Source organism: Myxococcota bacterium, assembly GCA_041389495.1.
Taxonomy (GTDB): Bacteria; Myxococcota_A; UBA9160; order UBA9160; family UBA4427; genus JAWKRT01.
The window spans coordinates 22,332-42,558 of sequence record JAWKRT010000003.1; the positions used below are offsets into that span (position 1 = coordinate 22,332).

A 20,227-nucleotide genomic window follows, 5' to 3' on the forward strand; every position below is an offset into this window, starting at 1 on the left:
CGGATGCCCCGCGCCATCGCGGGCCGCGAAGCGAGCTGCTCGGAGAGTGTCGATGCGAATCCTGATCCTGGGCGGAGACGGCTACCTCGGCTGGCCGACCGCGATGTACCTCTCGGCCCGGGGCCACGACGTCGCCGTCGCCGACAACATGCTGCGCCGGCGCATGCACCTCGAGCGCGGCACGAACTCGCTCACGCCCATCAAGAGCCTGCAGCAGCGCGTGGAGGCCTGGCGCCGCGAGAGCGGCCGCGAGGTGCGCGCCTTCGTCGGCGACCTCTGCGACCCGGCCTTCGCCACGCACGTCGTCGAGCAGACGCGCCCCGAGGCGATCATCCACTACGGCGAGCAGCCGAGCGCGCCGTACTCGATGATCGACCGCGAGCACGCCGTCTTCTCCCAGCGCAACAACGTCGAGGGCAACCTCAACATCCTGTGGGCGATGAAGGAGCACGCGCCCGACTGCCACCTCGTGAAGCTCGGGACGATGGGCGAGTACGGCACGCCCAACATCGACATCGAGGAGGGCTACATCGAGATCGAGCACAACGGGCGGAAGGACACGCTGCCCTTCCCGAAGCTCCCGGGCTCGTTCTACCACCTCTCGAAGGTGCACGACTCGCACAACATCCACTTCGCGTGCCGCATCTGGGGCTTCCGCGCGACCGACCTGAACCAGGGCGTCGTGTACGGGATCGAGACGGACCAGACGAAGGTCCACCCGGACCTGATGACGCGCTTCGACTACGACGAGCTGTTCGGCACCGTGCTGAACCGCTTCTGCCTGCAGGCCGTGATCGGCCACCCGCTCACGGTCTACGGCAAGGGCGGGCAGACGCGCGGCTTCCTCAACATCCGCGACACGCTCCGCTGCGTCGAGCTCGCGTGCGAGAACCCGGCGGCGCGCGGCGAGATGCGCGTCTACAACCAGTTCACCGAGACCTTCACGGTGGCCGACCTCGCGCACACCGTGCAGGCGGCGCTCGCGGAGTACGGCGGGCACGTCGAGATCCAGTCGATTCCCGACCCGCGCGTCGAGGCCGAGGAGCACTACTACAACCCGAAGGCCGAGAAGCTGCTCGCGCTCGGGCTCGAGCCGAACCGGCTCAGCGACGAGCTCGTGAAGTCGATCTTCCGCATCATCGAGCAGCACAAGGATCGCATCATCGAGAGCGCGATCCTGCCCTCCACGAAGTGGAGGTAGCGGGAGAGCGGTCCACGAAGTGGAGATAGCGGTCGGCTACTCCACGTAGCCGAGCTGCTCGAGGCGCTTCCGCAGGTCCGCGTCGATCTCGTTCGTGACCGTCGCACCCGGCCGGGCGCGCGCATCCTCGAGCAGCGCCTCGACGCGCGCCCGCATCCGCTCGGCGACGTCGGGGTGCTCGCCGATCACGTCGCGCAGCTCGGCCGCGTCCGCCTCGACGTCGTACAGGCGTGCCGGCCCGTCGCTCAGGTACCAGTAGCGCCAGCGTCCCGCGCTGAGCGCGAAGGTGCGCTGGCGCGGCGCGCCGTCGCGCACCGGCTCCTGCGAGAGCGCCTCGCGCTCCGCGTCGGCGAGCAGGTCGCCGCCGTCGAACGCGGCTCCGGCGAGCGGCAGCGCGGTGTGCGCGCGCAGCGTCGGCAGGACGTCGACGAGCGACGCGACCTGCGCCGCGCGCGCGCCGCGCGGCCCGCCCGGCCAGCGGAGCACGAGCGGGACGCGCACCGTGCCGCGCCACACGAGCTCGTGGCCGGGCTCGCCGTGCGCCATCAGCCCCTCGCCGTGGTCGCCCGCGATCGCGACGACCGCGTCGTCGTAGAGCCCGCGCTCGCGCAGCGCGTCGAGCAGGCGCCCGACCTGCTCGTCCGCGTAGCGGATCTCGCCGTCGTAGGCGTTCGCGAGGCCCGCGACGTGACGGTGGAGCACGTCCGGGATGCCGCGCGCCGCGAGCGTCTCGAGCAGCGCCGCGTCGGTCGTGAAGGCGCGGTCCCACGGCGCGGGCGGCTCGTAGGGCAGGTGCGGGTCGAAGACGTGCACCCAGAGGAAGAACGGGGGGGCGCCGTCGCCGCGTGCGGCGAGCCACGCGAGCGCGCGGTCGACGGTCTCGCCGGCCGTCCGCCGCACGCTCTCGTCGTTCTCGTCGAAGGGCGGCGGCGCGTCGAACGCGGCGAAGCCCGCGTCGACGCCCGTGCCGCGCGAGAGCGGCGACGCGCTCGTGAACGCGGCCGTCGCGTAGCCGGCGTCGGAGAGCGTCTGCGCGACGCTGCGCAGCCCGCCCGGCTCGCCCGGCACGAACGGGATGTGCAGGTAGCGGAAGTTCGACAGCACGCCGTGGCGCGCGGGCAGGCTCGACGTCAGCAGCGAGACGTGCGACGGCAGCGTCGTCGGCATCGGCGCGTAGGCGTTCTCGAACAGCAGCGCGTCGCGGGCGAAGGCGTCGAGCGCCGGCGACGTCGGCCTCGCATAGCCATAACAACCGAGGTGGTCGGCGCGCAGCGTGTCGATCGTGACGAGCACGAGGTTCGGCGGCGCGGCGGCGCGCGCGGCGCCGGCGGCCGCGAGCGCGACGAGCGCGACGAGCGCGGCGACGACCCGGAGCGCGACGGCGCGGCGCCGCAGACCGGCGCGGCGGGCGGCGCGCCGGCGCGCGCGCCGGACGGAGCGGGCGGGGGCGGCGGACATGGCGCGGGAGCGTAGCTCGCGCGCGCCGCGTTCCGGCCGTGTTCCCGCCGTGTTGCGCACGCGCTGCGGGCGCGCGCCGCGCGCGCGCGACGCGGTTCGGAGCGCACGCGGATTCGGGACGCTCGCGCGCCGCCCTCCCGGCGATCGACGGCGCCGCCGCGCGGCGGCCCGGTGCGAGCGCGCGGCGGCGCGAGCGTGGAGCCCTTCGACGATGCGGATCCTGGTCACGGGCGGCGCGGGCTTCATCGGCTCGAACCTCTGCCGGCTCGCGCTCGCCGAGGGCGTCGTTCCGGTGGTCGTCGACGACGCGAGCGGCGGCGTCGACTTCCTGCCCGAGGGCGTCGAGCGCCACCGCGTCGCCGTCGCCGACCTCCCGCAGCGGCGCGACCTGCTCGCCGGCGTCGACGCCGTCGTCCATCTCGCCGCGAAGCCGTCGGTCGACTTCGCGAACCGCGAGCCGCTCGCCGCGCTCGACGCCAACGTCGGCGACACGCTCCGCGCGCTGCTCGCCGCGGCCGACGCGGGCGTGCCGCGCTTCGTGTGCGCATCCTCGAACGCGGCCGCCGGCAACGTCGCCGGTCCCGTCCACGAGCGCGTCCTGCCGCAGCCCGCGTCGGTCTACGGTGCGACGAAGACCGCGGCCGAGGCCTTCTGCTCGGCCGTGTCGCTGTCGCACGGGCTCGACGCGGTGAGCCTTCGCTTCTCGAACTGCTACGGCCCGCACTCCGACCACAAGCAGAGCGCCGTGCACCTGTTCGTGCGCAAGGCGCTCGCGCGCGAGCCCGTCGTCGTGTTCGGCGACGGCGACCAGACGCGCGACTTCATCTACGTCGAGGACATCGCGCGCTGCATCCTCGCGGCGGCCGCCGCGCCGTGCGGCCCCGTCCTGCAGGTCGGCACCGGCGTCGAGACCACCGTGCGCGAGCTCGTCGCGGCGATCGAGAAGGCGACCGGCGAGCGGCTCGCCGTCGAGAGCGCGCCGCCGCGCATGGGCGACGTGCGCGCCAGCGTGAGCGACGTGCGGCTCGCGGAGGAGCAGCTCGGCTGGCGTCCGCGGGTCGCCTTCGAGGAAGGGATCGCGCGCACCGTCGCGTATTATCGCGAGCGGCTCGGCGCCTAGCGCGGGGAACGGGAGAGCCGGATGCTCGAGCTCGTGGGTCTCGAGATCAGCACGCTGCGCGTCGCGATCCTCGCGGTGGGGCTCGCCTTCCTGCTCGTCGTCGCGCGGCAGGTGCGCCATCGCACGTGGTCGCGCGGGCAGGTGCTGCTGTGGGGCGCGATCTCCTGCGCGCTCGTCGTCGCGGCGATCCTCCCGGGGCTCGTCTCGCTCGCGCTCGCGCCCTTCGCGCTCGACACCGGCGAGGGCTACCCGCGGATCGTCGGCCTGCTCGTCGCGGCCGTGCTGTTCCTGCTCTTCTACCAGGCGCACCTGTCGGGAGACGTCGAGCAATCGAAGCGGCAGCTCACGAGCCTCGTGCGCGAGCTCGCGCTCGCGCGCTTCGAGCTCGAGCGCGGCGACGCGCCGGCGCCCGACGTGCTCGTCGTGGTGCCGGCCTACAACGAGGAAGCGACGCTCGCCGACGTGCTCCGCCAGGTGCCCGCGCGCATCGGCGAGCTGCGCGTCGAGACGGTCGTCGTGGTCGACGGCGCCACGGACGCGACGGAGGCCGTGGCGCGCTCGTTCGGCGTGCCCGTCGTGCTGCCCATCAACCGCGGACAGACGGCCGCGCTCGTCACCGGCTACGCGCTCGCGAAGCGGCGCGGCGCGCGCGTCGTCGCGACGATCGACGCCGACGGCCAGATGGTGCCCTCCGAGCTCGACCGGCTCGTGCTCCCCGTCGTGCGCGGCGAGTACGACCTCGTGAACGGCTCGCGCGTGCTCGGCGACCACGAGGCCGAGAGCGCGGTGCGCAAGCTCGGCGTCACGGTGTTCGCGCTGCTCGCGAGCGTGCTGCTGCGGAGGCGCGTCACCGACACGTCGGTCGGCATGCGCGCGATCGCCGTCGACGGGCTCTCGCGCATGCAGCTCGTCGAGGAGCGCTTCGGCGCGGCCGAGCTGCTCGTCGAGGCGCAGCGGCAGGGGCTGCGCCTGCACGAGGTGCCGGTGACGATCCTCGCGCGCGCGGGCGGGGAGACGCGCAAGCCCACGGCGCTGCGCTACGGCGCGAAGTTCGCGTCCGCGATGATCCGCTCCTGGCTTCGTTAGGCGGGGCGCGGGGCGGGGCGTGAGCGCGCGAGGCGACGCCGCGAACCGCGATGCGCGCACGGCCTCCGGCGGCGCCGCGCCCGCCGTGCCGCGCGGCCCGCGCCGGGCGGCGATCCGCGTCGCGCTCGCGCTCGTCGTGCTCGTCGCGCTCGCGCTCACGCTGCGCCGCATCGAGTGGAGCGCCGTGCTCGCGGCGCTCGCGTCCGCGCGCCCGGGCCCGCTCGCGCTCGCGGCGCTGCTCGTCGTGCTGCCGCTCGGCGCGCGCAGCGCGCGCGCGCACGCGCTGCTGCGCCGCGTGGGACACGGCGGGATCCCGTTCGGTCGCGTCGCCGCCGTCACCGTCTTCGGGTTCTCGATGAGCTCGCTCACGCCGGGCGGCAGCGGCGACCTGCTGCGCGTCGCGGCGCTGCGGCCCTATGGCGTCGCGCCGGGGACGGCCGCGGCGCTCGTCGTCTACGAGCGCGCGCTCGACGTCGTCGCGATGGCGGCGCTGCTCGGCGTCGCGCTCGCGATCGACGGGCTCGCTCCCGCGCACGCCGCGCTCGCGATCGGCGCGGGAGCGTCGGCGCTCGCGCTCGCGGGCGTGGCGCTCGTGCGCGCGCGCGGCGCGATCGACGCGCTCGGCGCGCGCCTCCCCGCGGCGGCGCGACGGCTCCTGCCGCCCGCGCCCGTCGCGCGCGTGCTGCTCGCGCCGGCCGTGCTCGCGCGCGCGTTCGGCGCGACCTGCGTCGTGTTCGCGACCGAGGCGCTGCGGCCGTGGCTCGTGCTCGAGGCGCTCGGGCTCGACACGGGCTTCCTCGGCGCCTGGGCGATCTTCACGCTCGCCTGGCTCGCCGGCCTCGCGTCGCTGCTGCCGCTCGGCGTCGGCTCGTGGGAGACGGCCGCCGTCTGGGCGTTCGCGTGGTACGGCGTCGATGCGAGCCGCGGCGCGGCGGGCGCCGCGCTCCTGCGCGCGGGCGTCACGCTGCCCGCCATCGTCGCCGGCCTGCTCGCCATGCTCGCGCTGCGGCGCGCCGTCGGGCCCCGCGCGCACGGCGATGCGGCCGCACCGCCCGATGCGGCCGCATCGGACGCGGAGCCGCCGCGTGGGTGAGGCGCGCGGGCCGCTCGCGCGGCGCGTCTTCGCCGCCGCCGCGCTCGCGCTCGTCGCGGCGTGCGCGTGGCGCGCGGGCGCGCTCGTCGACCGCTACGGCGTCGACCTCGTGCTGATGGACCAGCTCGACTTCCTGCGGCCGCTCTTCGACGCGCTCGAAGGCCGCCCGTGGCCCGCCCTCGACGAGCTGCGCTTCCAGTTCCCGGGCAGCCCGCACCGCATGGGGCTCGGCTGGCCCGTGATCGAGGCGGTCGCGCGCGCGAGCGGGTGGAGCACGCGCGCGGACGGCTTCGCCATCGTCGCCGTGCTCGCGCTGGCCGCCGCGCTCGCGCTGTGGCTCGACGCGCGCCTCGCCGGTCGCCTCGACGCGGCGTCGCTCGCGCTGCCCGTCGCCGTCCTGACGACCCGGCAGTACACGACGTTCGTCGGCACGACCGACGTCGCGCTCGGCGCGGTGCCCGTGCTGCTCGTCGTCGCGCTCGCGCTCGCGACGACGCTGCGCGACGCGCGCGCGCGCGTCGCGGCCGTGCTCGCGCTCGACCTCGCCTGCGTGTACACGGGCTTCGCGCTCTTCGCGGGGGCGCTCGCGCCGCTGCTCGTCGCGCGCGAGGCCTGGCTCGGGCGCATCGGGCCGCGCGCGGCGGCCGCCGCGTTCGCGGCCTCCGTCGCGATCGGGCTGTCGTTCTTCGCGGGCTGGGACGCGGGCCCGGCGCTCGGCCCGGCGTCGTCGAGCCTCGGCCCGGGCGGCGTGCTCGCGTACGCGACCGCGCTCTGGACGAGCTTCTTCGCCGTCGGGAGCCCCGCGCTCGCGCACCTCGTCGGGCTCGCGTGGCCCGTGCTCCTCGGGGCGCCGCTCGCCGTCGCATTCGCGCGGACGCTCGGCGGCGACGGCGACGACGTGCACGCGGTCGTGCTCGTGCTCTCGGGCTTCGGCGCGCTGTTCGTCGCGGCGAACGCGGTCGGCCGCTCCGGCGAGGCCGCCGACATCGCCTACGCCTTCGCACCCCGCTACGCGACGCTGATGCTCCCCGGCGCGCTCGGCGCGTACTTCGCGGCGCGCGGCTACCTGCGCGGCGCGCCGCGCGCGCTCGCGCTCGCCGCGTTCGGGCTCGCGATCGTCGCGGGCGAGGTCGTCGCCGCACATCGCGACCGCGCCTCGCTCGAGTGGCTCGCGGCGTCGAAGCGCGCGTGGGCGGCTTGCTATGTCGAGGCGCGCGACGTCGCCGCGTGCAACGAGCGCGCGCGCTTCGAGCTCTACCCCTGGCGCGACGCCTACCCGCGCATCGAGCACCAGCTCGCGCTGCTCGAGGAGCGCGGGCTCAACCTGTTCGCGCCGCGCGCGATCGCGCGCGTCGCCGCGGCGCGCGCGGAGGCGCCGCCGGCGCCCCCGGATGGCGGTGCCCGCGCGAGCGCACCGGTGGCGCGGCGCACGGGCGCGCCGCCGCCGCGCCACGTCCTCGTCGTCTCGGTCGACACGCTGCGCGCCGACCACCTCGGTCTCTACGGCTACGCGCGGCCGACGTCGCCCGCGATCGACGCGCTCGGCGCGCGCGGCGTCGTCTTCGAGCACGCGATGAGCACGTCGTCGTGGACGCTGCCCGCGCACGCGTCGCTGCTCACCGGCCGCTATCCCTACCAGCACCGCGTGCAGGACGACGGCGTGCGCCTCGGCGACGACGTGCCGACGCTCGCCGAGGCGCTCCGCGCGCGCGGGCTCGCGACGCTCGCCGTCGTGAGCCATCTCTACGTCGCGAGCCCGTTCGGGCTCGCGCGCGGCTTCGACGTCTTCGACGACGCGCTGATCGAGGGCGGCACGACGAACCCGCGCGCCGATGCGGTCGTCGACCGCTTCCTCGCGCGGCTCGACGCGCACCTCGCGCGCGGTGCGGAAGGCGGCGGCGCGCGCCCGGACGGCGCCGCGGCGGCGCCGTTCTTCGGCTTCGTCCACCTCTTCGATCCGCACTGGGACTACGGCGCGCCCGCGCCGTACGGGCGGCGCTTCGTCGACCCCGCCTACCGCGGCCCGATGGACGGAAGCTTCGCGGCGATGACGCCCTTCGTGCTCGCGGCCGGCGCGCTCGCGCCGGCGGATCGCGCGGCGCTCGTCGCGCTCTACGACGGCGAGATCGCGTGGGTCGACGCGCAGATCGCGCGGCTGCTCGACGCGCTCGCCGCGCGCGGCGTGCGCGACGACACGCTCGTCGTGATCACGGGCGACCACGGCGAGGAGTTCGGCGAACACGGACGCCTCGGCCACGGACGCACGCTCTTCGAGGAGCAGCTCCACGTGCCGCTCGTCGTGCAGCACGCGTCGCTCGCGCCGCGGCGCGAGAGCGCGCCGGCGTCGCTCGTCGACGTGGCGGCCACCGTGCTCGACGCGCTCGGCGGCGAGGTCGACGCGTTCGGCGCGGGGCGCTCGCTGCTCGCGGCCGCGCCGGCGCAGGCGGAGCCGCGCGAGCGCGTGCTGCTCGCGGAGTCGATCCGCTACGGGCTCGAGTGGCGCGCCGCGCGGCGCGGGCCGCACAAGCTCGTCGAGCTCGCGGATGGCGCGGAGCGCTGGTTCTTCGACCTCGCGGACGATCCGGGCGAGCGACGGCCGGCCGCGCGCGACCCGAGCGAGGACGGCGCGCTCGGCGCCGCGTTCGAGCGCTTCCGCAGCGACGCCGACGACGGCTTCCAGATCAAGCTCGTCGCGCACGACGGCGAGCGACTGCGCCTGCGCGCGCGCATCGAGGCGCAGGGGCCGGGTGCTGCGATCGTCGGTGCCCGCCACTACGCGTCGGGCCACATCGCGGGCCGCGAGGTGCGCTTCGATCGCTTCGAGCTCGTCGACGGCGGCGCGGCGCTCGAGGTCGACGCGCTCGTCGCGCAGCACGTGGGCACGATCCGCTTCGACGTCGCGCCGCCCGGGAGCGCGGTGCGCATCGCGACGCGCGAGCTCTCGCTGCTCGCGCCGGGCGCGACGGCGCCGGCTGCGGTCGCGCTGCGCGCGGCCGACGGCACGGCGCTCGGCGAGGACGTGCGCGTCGAGCGTGCGGGCGCGCGCGACGACGCCGGTGCCCGTGCGCCGGACGCGCGCGCGGCGCCCGCGGCGGCGTTCGCCGCGCGGCTCTCCCACCCGGCGGCGCTCGCCTCGGGCGCCTACGTGCGCGCGGCGCCGACCGCGGCAGCGCGCGCGCCCGCGCTCGGCGCCGACGTGCGCCGCCACCTCGAGGCGCTCGGCTACGGAGAGGGCGCGGGCGGGAGCGGCGCCGACGACGCGCCGGAGGCGCGCTCGCGCGACGGCGCGTCCGACGCGCGCTCGGACGGCGCGGGCTCGCCGGACGCCGCGCGGCCGTAGAAGCTCCAGCCCGGGTAGCGCGGGTCGGCGATCGGGCCTGCGAGCGGCGCGAGCCGGCGCAGCGCCGCGTCGTCGCGCGCGCCGAAGAGCGCGACGCGCTCGAGGTGTGCGGGCAGGAAGGCGGCGAGCAGCGCGGGCGGTGCGGGCACGCCCGCGAGCTCGCGGTCGAACAGCGCGTAGGAGACGTGCGACGGGCGGCCGTCGACGAGCAGCGCGACGAGCGGATGCGACGGGAAGTAGACGCGGCCGGGCGCGTCGCGCGCGATCTCCGCGGCCGCGACCTCGGGGTTGCGCGGGAGCGCGCGCAGGAGGGCGGGCGCGCCGGCGAGCGCAGGAGCGCCCGCGAGCGCGAGCGCGGCGAGCGCCGCGGCGAGCGTCGCGCGCGCGGCGTCGCGTCCGCGCGCGGCGTCGCGTCCGCGCGTGCGCGCGCCGGACGCCGCGTCGGCCAGCGCGCCCGCTGCGGCGATCGCGAGGAAGAAGAGCGAGGGGCCGTGTGCGTTGTCCTCGGCGCCGACCTTCACGCGCGTCGCGACGCCGGTGACGGCGAGCGCGATCGCGATCGCGAGGAGCAGTGCGCGTGCCGGGCGCGCATCGCACGGCTCTGCGCCGCGCGCGCGGAGCGCGAATGCGCCGATCGCATAGGCGACGGCGAAGGGCAGGGCCTTCGCGGCCCACTCGACGCCGGCGTGCAGCACGGCGCCCGCGCCGCCGCCCCACTGCCACGGATGCGCGAGCGGGATCGCGACGGCGCCGAGCCACAGCGCCGGCGCGCCTTCGAGCGCGACGGCGAGCGCGCCGATCGCGGCGAGCGCGGCGGCGAGCGCGGCCGTGTACACGAGCGCGTCCGGTGCGTCCGGCGCGTCCGGCGCGCCGCGCGCGGCGCGCGCGCGACGGCGCTGCTCGACGAGCAGGAAGCCTCCGATCGCGACGGGGAGCGCGAGCATCGGCTGCTTCGTCGCGACCGCGAGCGCGCTGGCTGCTCCGCTCGCCGCGAGCCGCGCCGCCTTCGCCCGCCCGTCGGCGCGCCGCGCGCGCACGGCGGCGATCGCCGCGAGCGCGGCGAACGCGATCGCGGGCGCGTCGACGTGGATCCAGTAGGCGGGGCCGCGGAGCGCGGGCTCGACGAGGGTCGCGAGCGCGAAGGCGACGAAGGCGGCGCGGAAGGCCGTTTCGCGCGCGGCGGTCGCGGCGCCGAGCAGCGCGCGCCCGCTGCCGAGCACGAGCGCGGCCGTCCACACGAGGCCCGCGGCGACCGCCGTCGCGGGCGTCGGCAGCCAGGCGGCAGGAAGATAGGCGAAGGGTCCGACGGGCCCGTAGATCCACGACCACAGCGGCCCCGTCTCGCCCGGCCCGACGTACAGCCCGTAGCCGTGCAGCAGACCGGCAGCTGGCGCGAGACGCGCGTCGTTCCACGGGCGGAACAGCCCGGCCGCGATCTCGCACGCGACGAGTGCGCCGGCGAGCACCGCACACGCGGCGACGAGCGTTGCGGCCGCGCTCGCTCGCCGCGGCGCGTGCGCCGTCTTCGGGTCCGACATCCAGGGCGGTTCCGCGCGTCTCGGGGAGGGGCGGCCGAGCGTAGCGCGATGCTGCGTTGCATCCCGAAAGCGGAGGCGCGAGGCTCCGCGCCATGGCCGCGCCCACCCTGTCCGCGGGATCGACGCCCGCGCCCGCCGCGTCCGACCGCCGCTGGCTCTTCGGCCCGTGGGTCGACCTCCTGCTCGGCTGCGGCCTCGGCTATGCGCTGTGGATCTCGCTCGTCCCGTGGCTCGGGCTCGACGCGCCCTCGCTCGCCGCCGCGGGGCTCGTCGTGAGCGTGCTGCTCGCCGGCCCGCACTACGGCGCCACGCTGCTGCGCGTCTACGGGAGCCGCAGCGACTTCCGCAAGTACCGCTTCTTCACCGTCGGGTGGAGCGCGCTCGTGTGGATCGCGTTCGTGGTCGGGCTCCACGACCTGTGGGTCGGGTCGTTCCTGATCACGCTCTACTTCACGTGGAGCCCGTGGCACTACACGGGCCAGAACTACGGCGTCGCCGTCATGTTCCTGCGGCGGCGCGGCGTGCCGCTGCCGCCGCTCGTGAAGCGCGCGCTCTACGCGTCGTTCGCGCTCTCGTTCCTGCTCGCGTTCGCGAGCATGCACCGCGCCGTGCAGCTCTCGAGCTACGGCGTGGGCGACTTCATGGGGAGCCGGTACTCGTTCCTCCCGCTCGGCCTGCCGCCCGGCTGGCACCCGACGATCTTCGCCGTCCTGCTCGGCCTGTACGCGGCGACGACCGCGTTCGCGGCCGTGCTGCTGCTGCGCCGCGCCCCCGCGCGCGACCTCGTCCCGGTGGCCGCGCTCGTCGTCACGCAGGCGCTGTGGTTCTCGCTGCCGCACACCTGGGCCTTCGCGACCGGCACGCGCATCGACGCACAGAGCGTCGCGTTCCTGTTCGTGTGGGCGATCCTCGGGCACTCCGTGCAGTACCTGTGGGTGACGACCGCCTACGCCGTCGGCAAGGGGCCGGGCGCCGCGGCCGGACGCGTGAAGTACCTGCTCGCGACGCTCGCGGCGGGAAGCGCGATCTGGACGCTCCCGGCGCTCGTGTTCGCGCCGCAGGCGCTCGGCACGCACCCGTACGGGATGGGCCTCTTCCTGATGATCGCGGCGGCCGTGAACCTGCAGCACTTCGCGCTCGACGGAGCGATCTGGAAGCTGCGCGACACGGGCGTCGGCCGCATCCTGATCGCGGACGCGAAGGCGGGCGAGGGCGAGCCCGCCGATCCGGCGTGGCCGCGCCCGCTGCGCGGCGCGGCGTGGGCCTTCGGCGGGGCGATGGCGGCGGTCGCGCTCTTCGGCGCGTGGACGCAGGCCTCGGTCGCGAACGCGATCCGCGGCGGCGACCAGGCGGGCTTCGAGCGCGGCCGCGCGCGGCTCGTCGCGCTCGGGCGCGACGACCCGCACTACGGCCTGTTCGAGGCCGTCGACCGCATCGCGAAGGACGACCGGGACGGCGCGGTGGCCGCGCTGCTCGCGAGCATCCGCCTCTACCCGACGGCCGACGCGTGGCTCCTGCTCGCGCAGGTGCTCGACGAGAAGGGCGACGTCGAGCGCGCGCTCGCCGCCTATCGCGAGACCGTGACGCTCGATGCGTCGCGCGTCGACGCGTGGCACCGCGCGGGAGTGCGGCTGCTCGAGCGCGGACAGCGCGCCGCGGCGCTCGACGCGCTGCGCCGCGCGAGCGCCCTCTCGCCGGCCGACGCGCGCATCGCGGCGGATCTCGCCCTCGCCGAGAGCTCCGCCACTCCGTGAGCCCGCCCGCGTCCGCCGCGCGCGCGCGCCGCGAGCGCGCGTGGCTCGCCGCGCTGCAGATCGCGCTCCTGGCTCCGTTCCTCGACAAGCCCTTCCACGTCGACGACGCGTTCTTCCTCGCGATCGCCGAGCAGATCGCGCGCGACCCGCTCCACCCGTTCGACTTCGCGTACAACTGGACGGGCGTGCCGGACCTCGTCGCGCACGAGATGAAGAACCCGCCGCTCGTGTTCTACGCGCAGGCGCTGTGGCACGAGCTCGGTATCGCGATCGGCGTCGACGCGCGCGGCGCGTGGAGCGAGCGCTGGCTCCACGCGGGGTTCCTCGCGTTCGCGCTCGCGGCCGGGCAGGCGACCTATGCGCTCGCTTCGCGCGCGACGCGCGCGCCGCTGCTCGCATCGGCGCTGCTCGTCGCGAGCCCTTCGTTCTGGGTGCCGGCGACGTCGGCGATGATCGACGTGCCGCTCGTCGCCGCGCTGCTCGCCGCGCTGCTCGCGCTCGAGCGCGCGCGCGCGGCCGAGCGCGAGGGGCGACCCGCGCGCGGCGCGTGGGCGGCCGCGGCGGCGGCGGCGACGGCCGCCGTGCTGTCGAAGTACGCGGCGCTCGTGCTGCTGCCGGCGGCGTCGCTCCCGCTCGCGCTCGCCGCGGTGCGCGAGGCGCGCGCGCCGCGCGACGCCGCTCGGCGGCTCGCGATCGCCGCGTCCGCGCCCGCGCTCGCGTTCGCCGCGTGGTGGGCGGCGAGCGGCGGCCACCCGCTCGCGGCACTCGCCTATCGATCGACCGAGCGCGGCGACGCGCTCGTGTGGCTGGCCGCGCACGGGCCGGCCGCGCTCGCATTCTGCGGCGGGCTGCTCGGCTTCCCGGTCGCCGCGCAGGTGGCCGCGCTCGCGCGCCCCGACGAGCGCGGGCTCGCGCTCGTCGGCGCGGGCGCGGGCGTCGCCGCGCTCGCGATCCGCCACGCGCTGTTCGCGTTCCCGTTCTCGGCCGTGAACGACGCGCTGCTCGTCGTGCTCGCCGCCTCGGGCGCGACGTTCGCGCTGCTCGTCGCGGCGCGTGCGCGCGCGGCGCGCACACCGCTCGAGCGCGCGCTGCTCGTGTGGCTCGCGGTCGGCTTCGCGTTCGTCGCGGTGGGCAACTGGACGGTGAACGCGCGCAGCGTGCTGCTCGTCGCGCCGCCCGCGGCGATCTTCGCGGCGCGGCTCGCGGAGGGACGCGCGCGGCTCGCGCGCGGCGCCCTCGCCGCCGCATTCGCGCTCGGCCTCGTCGTCGCGCTCGCCGACGCCGACCTCGCGGCGTTCGGCCCGGCCGAGGCGACGCGCATCGCGCGCGAGGCGCCGCCCGGCGCGCGCGTGCGCTTCGTCGGGCACTGGGGCTTCCAGCGCTACATGGAGCGGGCGGGCTTCGCGCACGTCGACCTCGCGCATGCGGACGTGCGCCCGGGCGACGTCGTCGCCGTGCCGCGCATGCACCGCATCGCGAGTGTTCCGTTCGAGCTCCCGGCGCCGCGCGCGCGCGAGGTGCACGTCGTCGAACGACGGCTCCCCGTCGCGGTCATGGACGGCGAGAGCGGCGCGGGGCTGCACGGCTCGTTCCTCGGGCCGCTCCCGTTCGCGTACGCGACGGGGCCGCTCGAGGTCGTGGACGTGCTCGCGTGGTGACGGCGAGCCCGCGCGCGCGCGCCGCGCTCGCGGCCCTGGCGCTCGCCGTCGCGACGGCCGCGGTCTACGCGCCCGCGCTGCGCCTCGGCACCGTCGAGTACGACGACCCGGACTACGTGACGCGCAACCCGCACGTGCAGGCGGGGCTCACGTGGGAGGGGCTGCGCTGGGCGGCGACGAGCACGTTCGCCGCGAACTGGTTCCCGCTCACGTGGGCGTCGCACATGCTCGACCACGAGCTCTGGGGCGACGACCTCGCCGGCCACCACGCGACGAGCGTCGCGCTCCACGTCGTGAACACGCTGCTCCTGTTCGCGCTGCTCGCGCGCGCGACGGGCCGCGTCGCGCGCGCGGCGGTCGTGGCGGCGCTCTTCGCGCTGCACCCGCTGCACGTCGAGTCGGTGGCGTGGCTGTCCGAGCGCAAGGACGTGCTGTCCGCGGCGTTCGGGCTCGCGGCGGCGAACGCGCACGTCGCCTACGCGCGCCGGCCGGGCGCGGCGCGGCTCGCGCTCGTCGCCGCGCTGTTCGCGTGCTCGCTCGCGGCGAAGCCCATGCTGGTGACGCTGCCCGCGCTGCTCGTCCTGCTCGACGCGTGGCCGCTCGGGCGCGTCGACGCCGCCGCGCTCGCCGACCGCGCGCGCGCGCCGCTCGAGCGGCTGCGCGCGAGCGGCGCGCTGCGCGTCGTCGTCGAGAAGCTCCCGCTCCTCGCGCTCGCAGCGGCGAGCAGCGCCGTGACGATGATCGTGCAGCGGCAGGCGGTCGTTCCGCTCGAGCTCTTCCCGCTCGACAAGCGGCTCGCGAGCGTGCCGCTCGCCTACGCCACCTATCTCGGGCAGACGCTCTGGCCCGTCGACCTCGTGCCGAGCCACCTGCATCCGGGGCGCGCGGTGTCGGTCGCGTTCGGCGCGGCGGTCGGCCTCGGGCTCGTCGGCGCGACGGCCGTGCTCGCGCGCTCCGCGCGCTCGGCCCCGCATCGCATCGTCGGCTGGCTCTGGTTCCTCGGCACGCTCGTTCCCGTGATCGGCTTCGTGCAGGTCGGCAACCAGTTCGTCGCCGACCGCTACACCTACGTCCCGATCGTCGGCCTCTTCCTCGCGGCCACGTGGGAGGCGGCCGAACGGCTCGGCGGCACGCCGCGCGGCCGCGCCGCGGCCGCCGCGCTCGCGGGCGTCGCGCTCGTCGCGTGCAGCGCGGTGACGCGCGCGCAGATCCCGTACTGGAACGACACCGTCACGCTCTTCGCGCGCAACGTCGCCGTCGATCCGTCGAACCACATCGCGCACTCGATCCTCGGGCTCGGCTATGCGCGGCTTCGGGAGGAGGAGCTCGCGATCCATCACTACGAGCGCGCCGCGCAGCTGCGCCCCTATCACCACCTGCTGCTGTTCCGCATCTCGAAGCGGCTGGTCGACCAGGGCGACGTCGACCTCGCGATCGACGCGCTCGAGCGCGAGCTGCGCATCGCGCCCGACTTCGCGCCCGCGCGCCGCCGCCTGACCGTCCTGCGCGACCGGCGCGACGACCTCGAGCGGCTCCTCTCGGATGTCGGATCCGCTGGAGGGGAGGGTGTGGAAACGCCCGGAATCCTTGCGCATCTCGGCTTCATGCGTCTCGCGCTCGTCGACCGCGACGGGGCGGCCCGGAGCTTCGAGGCGGCGCTCGCCGCCGACCCGGACCACGTGCTCGCGCTGCGCGGCCTCGCGGTCGTGCGGCTGCAGGAGGGCGACCGCGCGGGCGCGCTCGCGCTCGCCGAGCGCGCGGCCGCGATCGCACCCGGGAGCCCCGAGGTCGAGCGGCTCCTCGCCGCGCTGCGCGCGGGCGACGACGCGGCGGCGACGGACGTCGGGAGCGACCGCGAAGCGGGTGCCGACGGCGTGCCGCCCGCGCCGGGCGCCGCGCGCGCGCCCGACCGCGGCGCGGCGGGGGACGCGCGGTGACGGACGGGCCGCGCCCGCCGGCGCTCGGGCGCGGGGCCGCCGCGCCGGCTCCGCCCGCGCGAGCGCCGCGGACTCCGCTCGCGCGTGCGATCGACGCGCTCCTCCTCACGGGCGTCGCGCTCGGTGCGGTCGCACGCGTCGCTCGTTATGTCGACGCGCGCTCGCTGTGGGCCGACGAAGCGGCGCTCGCGCTCAACCTCTGGAAGCGCGGTGCGCTCGCGCTCGCCGCGCCGCTCGACTACGGACAGGCGGCGCCGCCCGGGTTCCTGTGGCTCGAGCGCGCGCTGCTCGTCGCGCTCGGCCCCGGCGAGCTCGTGCTGCGCGCGCTGCCGCTCGCCGCGTCGCTCGCGGCGATCCCCGCCTTCGCGGCGCTCGCGCGCCGCGCGCTCGCGCCGCGCGACGCGCGCATCGCGCTCTTCCTGTTCGCCACCTGCGAGCCGCTCGTCTTCTACGCGAGCGAGCTCAAGCCGTATGCGCTCGACGTGCTGGTCGGCATCGCGCTGCTCGCGCTCTCGCTCGACGCGCTGCGCGCGCGGGCGCGCGGCGCGCCGCTCCCGGTCGCGCGGCTCGCGGTCGCGGGCGCGGTCGCGCCGTGGCTCTCGCTCCCCGCCGTGTTCGCGCTCGGCGCGCTCGCGATCGGCCTCGCGATCGGATCGCTCCGCGCGCGCGCGCCGCGCGCGCTCCCGAGGCTCGCGGGCGTCGGGCTCGCGTGGGCTGCGAGCTTCGCCGCGCTCTGGGCCGTCCAGCTCGGCGCGGCGCGGCGCGACCCCTATCTCGTCTCGTTCTGGGCGGGCGCGTACCCGCCGTTCCCCGTCTCGTCGGCGGACGACGTCGCGTGGTACGCGCGCACCGCGCTCGGCTTCTTCGCGGATCCGGTCGGCCTGCCGCCCGCGGCCGTCGCGCTCGCGTTCGCCGCGCTCGGCGCGGCGCGCCTCGCGCGCGCCCGCCCGCGCGCCGCGCTCGTCCTCGTCGGGCCCGGGCTCGTCGCGCTCGCCGCGTCGATCGGCGGGCTCTATCCGCTGCGCACCTGGCCGCCCCTCGCCCTCGGCGCCGCGACGGGGCCCTTCGCCGGGCGGCTCTGGCTGTTCGCCGTGCCTCCCGCGCTGCTGCTCGTCGCGAGTGGCGTCGGCGCGCTGCGCGCGGGTGGCGCGCTCGCGCGTCGGTCCGCGCCCCCGGATGCCGCGGACGCGTCGCGCGCCGCGCGCGCAGTGTCCGCCGCGGACGCGCTCTCCGAGATCGCCGTCGCGCTCGGGCTCGTCGCCGTCTGCGCGGCCTCCGTCGTCCAGCTCTTCCGCAACGTCGCGCACCCCCCCGTCGTGCAGGAGCTCGCGCCGGTCGCGCGCGCGATCGGGGAGCGCGCCGAGCGGGGCGACGCGGCGTGGGTGCAGCGCGGGAGCGAGCTCGTGTTCGAGTACTACGCGCGGCGGCTCGCGCTGCCCGTCGCAGCGCGCAGTGCGGGCGCGCGCGACGCCGACGAGCTCGCCGCGCTCGAGGCGCGGGCCGCTGCGCTCGCGCCCGGCGCGCGCGTCTGGCTCGTCGCGCTCGACCACCCGGCCTGGAATGCGGGCGCGGAGCGTGCGGCACTCGAGCGCGTGCTCGCGTCGCGGGCGCGCGAGCGCGCGCGGATCGCGGCGCCGAACGCCCTGGCCGTGCTCTACGAGGTCGCGCCCGTCGCAGGCGAGGCGGGCGGCGGTGTCGCGGGCGCGCCCGTCTCGCCGCCGCGCACGCGCGCGAGCTCGGCCTCGGACACGCGGTAGAGCAGGATGGCGTGGCCGACCTCCGCGTCCGGCTCGCGCTCGCGGAGCACGCGGCACAGGCGCGCGAGGCGGAGCTCCGCATAGCGTTGCCACGCCGCGCGCGCGCCCGGGTCGACCGCGAGCGCGAGGCGGAGCGCGGCGAGCTCGGCCTCGTGCGAGCCCGCCGCCTCGAAGAGCGGCGCGAAGCGCGCGGCGAGCGCGGCGTGCTCGCGCTCCTCGTCGGGCGTGCCCGCGCGCGACGGCGTCGACCACGCCTGCTGCAGCATGGTCGCGCTGATCGCGTAGAGGCCGGGCTCGAGCGTCGTCGCGACGTCGACGCGGTCCCACTGCGCGCGCCGGCTCGGCCAGTCGAAGAAGCCCGGCAGCCGGCGCACGCCGAGGCCCGCGAGGCTCGCGTGGAAGAGCGGGTCGGCGGTGCCGAAGTACGAGAGGTAGACGGGCTCGCGCGGCGCGCCGGGCGGGTTCGCCGCATCGCGCAGCGCGTCGCCGAGTGCGTCGAGCTCCTGGCCCCAGTCGAGCGAGCTGTCGACGAACACGCGGTAGGCGCGCTCGGGCGGGAGCAGCGCGTTGAAGTAGGCGAGGTAGTGGGGCCAGGCGCCGAGCGACGCGGACGCGAAGGCGACGACGCCGAGTGCGACGGCTGCTGCGCCCGCGGCGCCGCGCGCGATGCGCGCGGCGCCGCCCGCGAGCACGAACGCGACGGGGTAGAGCGGCAGCGCGTGGCGAAGCCCGAGGTTGATGTCGCTCGTGACGACGAGCGCGCCGTGCACGACGGCGACGACGCCGAGCGGGAGCAGGCCGGTGAGCGCGCCGGCGCCGGCGCGGTGCGCGTCGCCCGGCGGCGCGCTCGCGTCCGCCGCCGTGCGCGCCGCGTTCGTCGTGAGCGCGCGCCGGCGCGCGCGCAGCGCGGACGCGACTGCGCCGCCCGCCGAGAGCGCGAGCAGCGCGAAGAGCGAGAGCGGTGTCTTGGTCGCGATCGCCGTCGGGAAGAAGAGCGGGTCGCCGCCCGTGTGCACCTCGCCGGCGAAGAAGCTCCGGCGCTCCTCGGCCTGGCGCCAGACGAACGCGGCCGAGAACAGGTACGCCTCGGGGAGGAGTCGCGCCGCGCGCGCCGCGTCGATCGCGCGCAGCACGCTGCCGTCGCGCTCGCGCGTCCACGCCCACTGGTGGTCCATCGTCGCGCGCCCCGCGCGACCCTCCGGAACGGCGTCGAAGCGCATCCCGTAGGCGCCCCAGATCACGGCGACCGCGATCGCGCCCTCGATCGCGACGACGCCCGCGAGCGCGGCGGCGCGCGCGAGCGGCCGCGCGAGCGTCGCTCTGCCGATCGCGAGCGGAGCGGGCGCGGCGGCGCGGGCGACGACGAGCAGGGCGAGCATCGGGAGCGCGCCGAGCGCGGACAGCTTCGTGAGCGCGAGCGCGCCGAGCGCTCCGCCCGCGAGCGCGATGCGCGCCGGCGTCGGCCGCAGGAGCGAGCGCCACGCCGCGCCGACGGCCCCGAGCAGAGCGAGCGTGAAGACGAGGTCCGACGTCGCGAGGCGCGCGTGCGCGAGCACGTTGGGCGACAGCGCGCAGAGCGCGCACGACACGAGGCCGCCGAGCGCGCCGAAGCAGCGCTGCGACCACGCGAACACGAGCAGGCAGAGTGCCGCGCCGAGCGCGAAGGCCGGAAGGCGCGCGCGGCCCAGCAGCTCGGCCGGGTCGTTGCCGACCTCGTAGAAGAGGACGTGCGCCAGGAAGACCGTGAGCTCGTGGAAGTCGCGCACGCGCTGGTGCTCGACGATCGCATCGGGGTTCGGCACGCGGAAGCGATCGGGGGCGAGCGCGATCGGCAGGCCGAACAGCACCTCGGCGAGCCAGCCGTTGCCGGAGTGGAGTCGCGCGTCGCCCGTTCGCACCTTGACCGCGCCGGCGACGATGTGGAACCCCTCGTCGAAGGTCGCCGACGAACGCGCCGCGCTCGTCGCCGCGAGGCCCACGTGCACGCACGCGAGCGCGACCGCGAGCAGCGGCGCGGCGCGGCGGAGCAGCGAGCGGCGATCGGCGGGCGCGGAGACGTGCATCGCGTGGAGCCGGCGTGGCGGGAAGCGGGCAGCGCGCACCGCCGCGACGCCGCTCCGTGCGACGCGGCGCGAGTATACGGACGGGCGCCGCGCTGCGGCATCGCGGATGTGCGCGGCGTTGCGGGACCGCACGCGGCGCCGCGCATCGCGCGGGGCCCCGCCCGGCCGCCGCGCGACGCGCCGCCGACGCGCGTTCGCGGCGCGGCGCTGCTCTAGACTGCG

Annotated in this window: 12 protein-coding genes; 9 read left to right on the forward strand and 3 right to left on the reverse strand. The window is 77.1% G+C overall.

What is annotated here, in order from left to right; translation table 11 throughout:
- Positions 1 to 52 precede the first annotated feature (52 nt).
- A complete protein-coding gene (locus R3E88_16425; GenBank protein ID MEZ4218073.1) occupies positions 53 to 1,201 on the forward strand; it encodes an NAD-dependent epimerase/dehydratase family protein in 1,149 nt (382 codons plus the stop codon).
- A gap of 36 nt (positions 1,202 to 1,237) precedes the next feature.
- Here R3E88_16425 and R3E88_16430 read toward each other — a convergent pair whose 3' ends face one another.
- Entirely contained in the window at positions 1,238 to 2,659 is a 1,422-nt protein-coding gene (locus R3E88_16430) for a sulfatase (GenBank protein MEZ4218074.1), read from the reverse strand.
- Between the two features lie 211 nt (positions 2,660 to 2,870).
- On the opposite strand from R3E88_16430, the gene R3E88_16435 reads away from it, so the two are divergent.
- Genes R3E88_16435 through R3E88_16450 form a run of 4 tightly spaced genes read left to right on the forward strand, consistent with a single transcriptional unit; the run spans position 2,871 to position 9,298 of the window.
- Positions 2,871 to 3,779, forward strand: coding sequence for an NAD-dependent epimerase/dehydratase family protein (locus R3E88_16435; GenBank protein ID MEZ4218075.1), 909 nt, complete (start codon positions 2,871 to 2,873; stop codon positions 3,777 to 3,779).
- Positions 3,780 to 3,800: 21 nt separating this feature from the next.
- The gene (locus tag R3E88_16440; protein ID MEZ4218076.1) at positions 3,801 to 4,865 is read left to right on the forward strand and encodes a glycosyltransferase family 2 protein; all 1,065 of its coding nucleotides are present in this window, start codon (positions 3,801 to 3,803) and stop codon (positions 4,863 to 4,865) included.
- Between the two features lie 19 nt (positions 4,866 to 4,884).
- The gene (locus R3E88_16445; GenBank protein ID MEZ4218077.1) at positions 4,885 to 5,958 is read left to right on the forward strand and encodes a lysylphosphatidylglycerol synthase transmembrane domain-containing protein; all 1,074 of its coding nucleotides are present in this window, start codon (positions 4,885 to 4,887) and stop codon (positions 5,956 to 5,958) included.
- The gene (locus R3E88_16450; GenBank protein MEZ4218078.1) at positions 5,951 to 9,298 is read left to right on the forward strand and encodes a sulfatase; all 3,348 of its coding nucleotides are present in this window, start codon (positions 5,951 to 5,953) and stop codon (positions 9,296 to 9,298) included. The genes R3E88_16445 and R3E88_16450 overlap by 8 nt, the downstream gene beginning before the upstream one ends.
- Here R3E88_16450 and R3E88_16455 read toward each other — a convergent pair.
- The gene (locus tag R3E88_16455) at positions 9,181 to 10,836 is read right to left on the reverse strand and encodes a hypothetical protein (GenBank protein ID MEZ4218079.1); all 1,656 of its coding nucleotides are present in this window, start codon (positions 10,834 to 10,836) and stop codon (positions 9,181 to 9,183) included. The genes R3E88_16450 and R3E88_16455 overlap by 118 nt on opposite strands.
- Before the next feature lie 92 nt (positions 10,837 to 10,928).
- On the opposite strand from R3E88_16455, the gene R3E88_16460 reads away from it, so the two are divergent.
- From R3E88_16460 to R3E88_16475, 4 genes are read left to right on the forward strand one after another with little or no spacing between them, the layout of a single operon-like run.
- The gene (locus R3E88_16460) at positions 10,929 to 12,590 is read left to right on the forward strand and encodes a hypothetical protein (GenBank protein ID MEZ4218080.1); all 1,662 of its coding nucleotides are present in this window, start codon (positions 10,929 to 10,931) and stop codon (positions 12,588 to 12,590) included.
- A complete protein-coding gene (locus R3E88_16465) occupies positions 12,587 to 14,248 on the forward strand; it encodes a glycosyltransferase family 39 protein (GenBank protein ID MEZ4218081.1) in 1,662 nt (553 codons plus the stop codon). The genes R3E88_16460 and R3E88_16465 overlap by 4 nt, the downstream gene beginning before the upstream one ends.
- A complete protein-coding gene (locus tag R3E88_16470) occupies positions 14,245 to 16,185 on the forward strand; it encodes a tetratricopeptide repeat protein (protein MEZ4218082.1) in 1,941 nt (646 codons plus the stop codon). Before R3E88_16465 ends, R3E88_16470 begins: the two co-directional genes overlap by 4 nt.
- A complete protein-coding gene (locus R3E88_16475) occupies positions 16,182 to 17,942 on the forward strand; it encodes a hypothetical protein (protein MEZ4218083.1) in 1,761 nt (586 codons plus the stop codon). Before R3E88_16470 ends, R3E88_16475 begins: the two co-directional genes overlap by 4 nt.
- On the opposite strand, the gene R3E88_16480 is transcribed toward R3E88_16475, so the two are convergent.
- On the reverse strand, positions 17,840 to 20,005 hold the full coding sequence (locus R3E88_16480) for a hypothetical protein (protein MEZ4218084.1): 2,166 nt from the start codon (positions 20,003 to 20,005) through the stop codon (positions 17,840 to 17,842). The two genes, R3E88_16475 and R3E88_16480, sit on opposite strands and share 103 nt — an antisense overlap.
- Positions 20,006 to 20,227 lie beyond the last annotated feature (222 nt).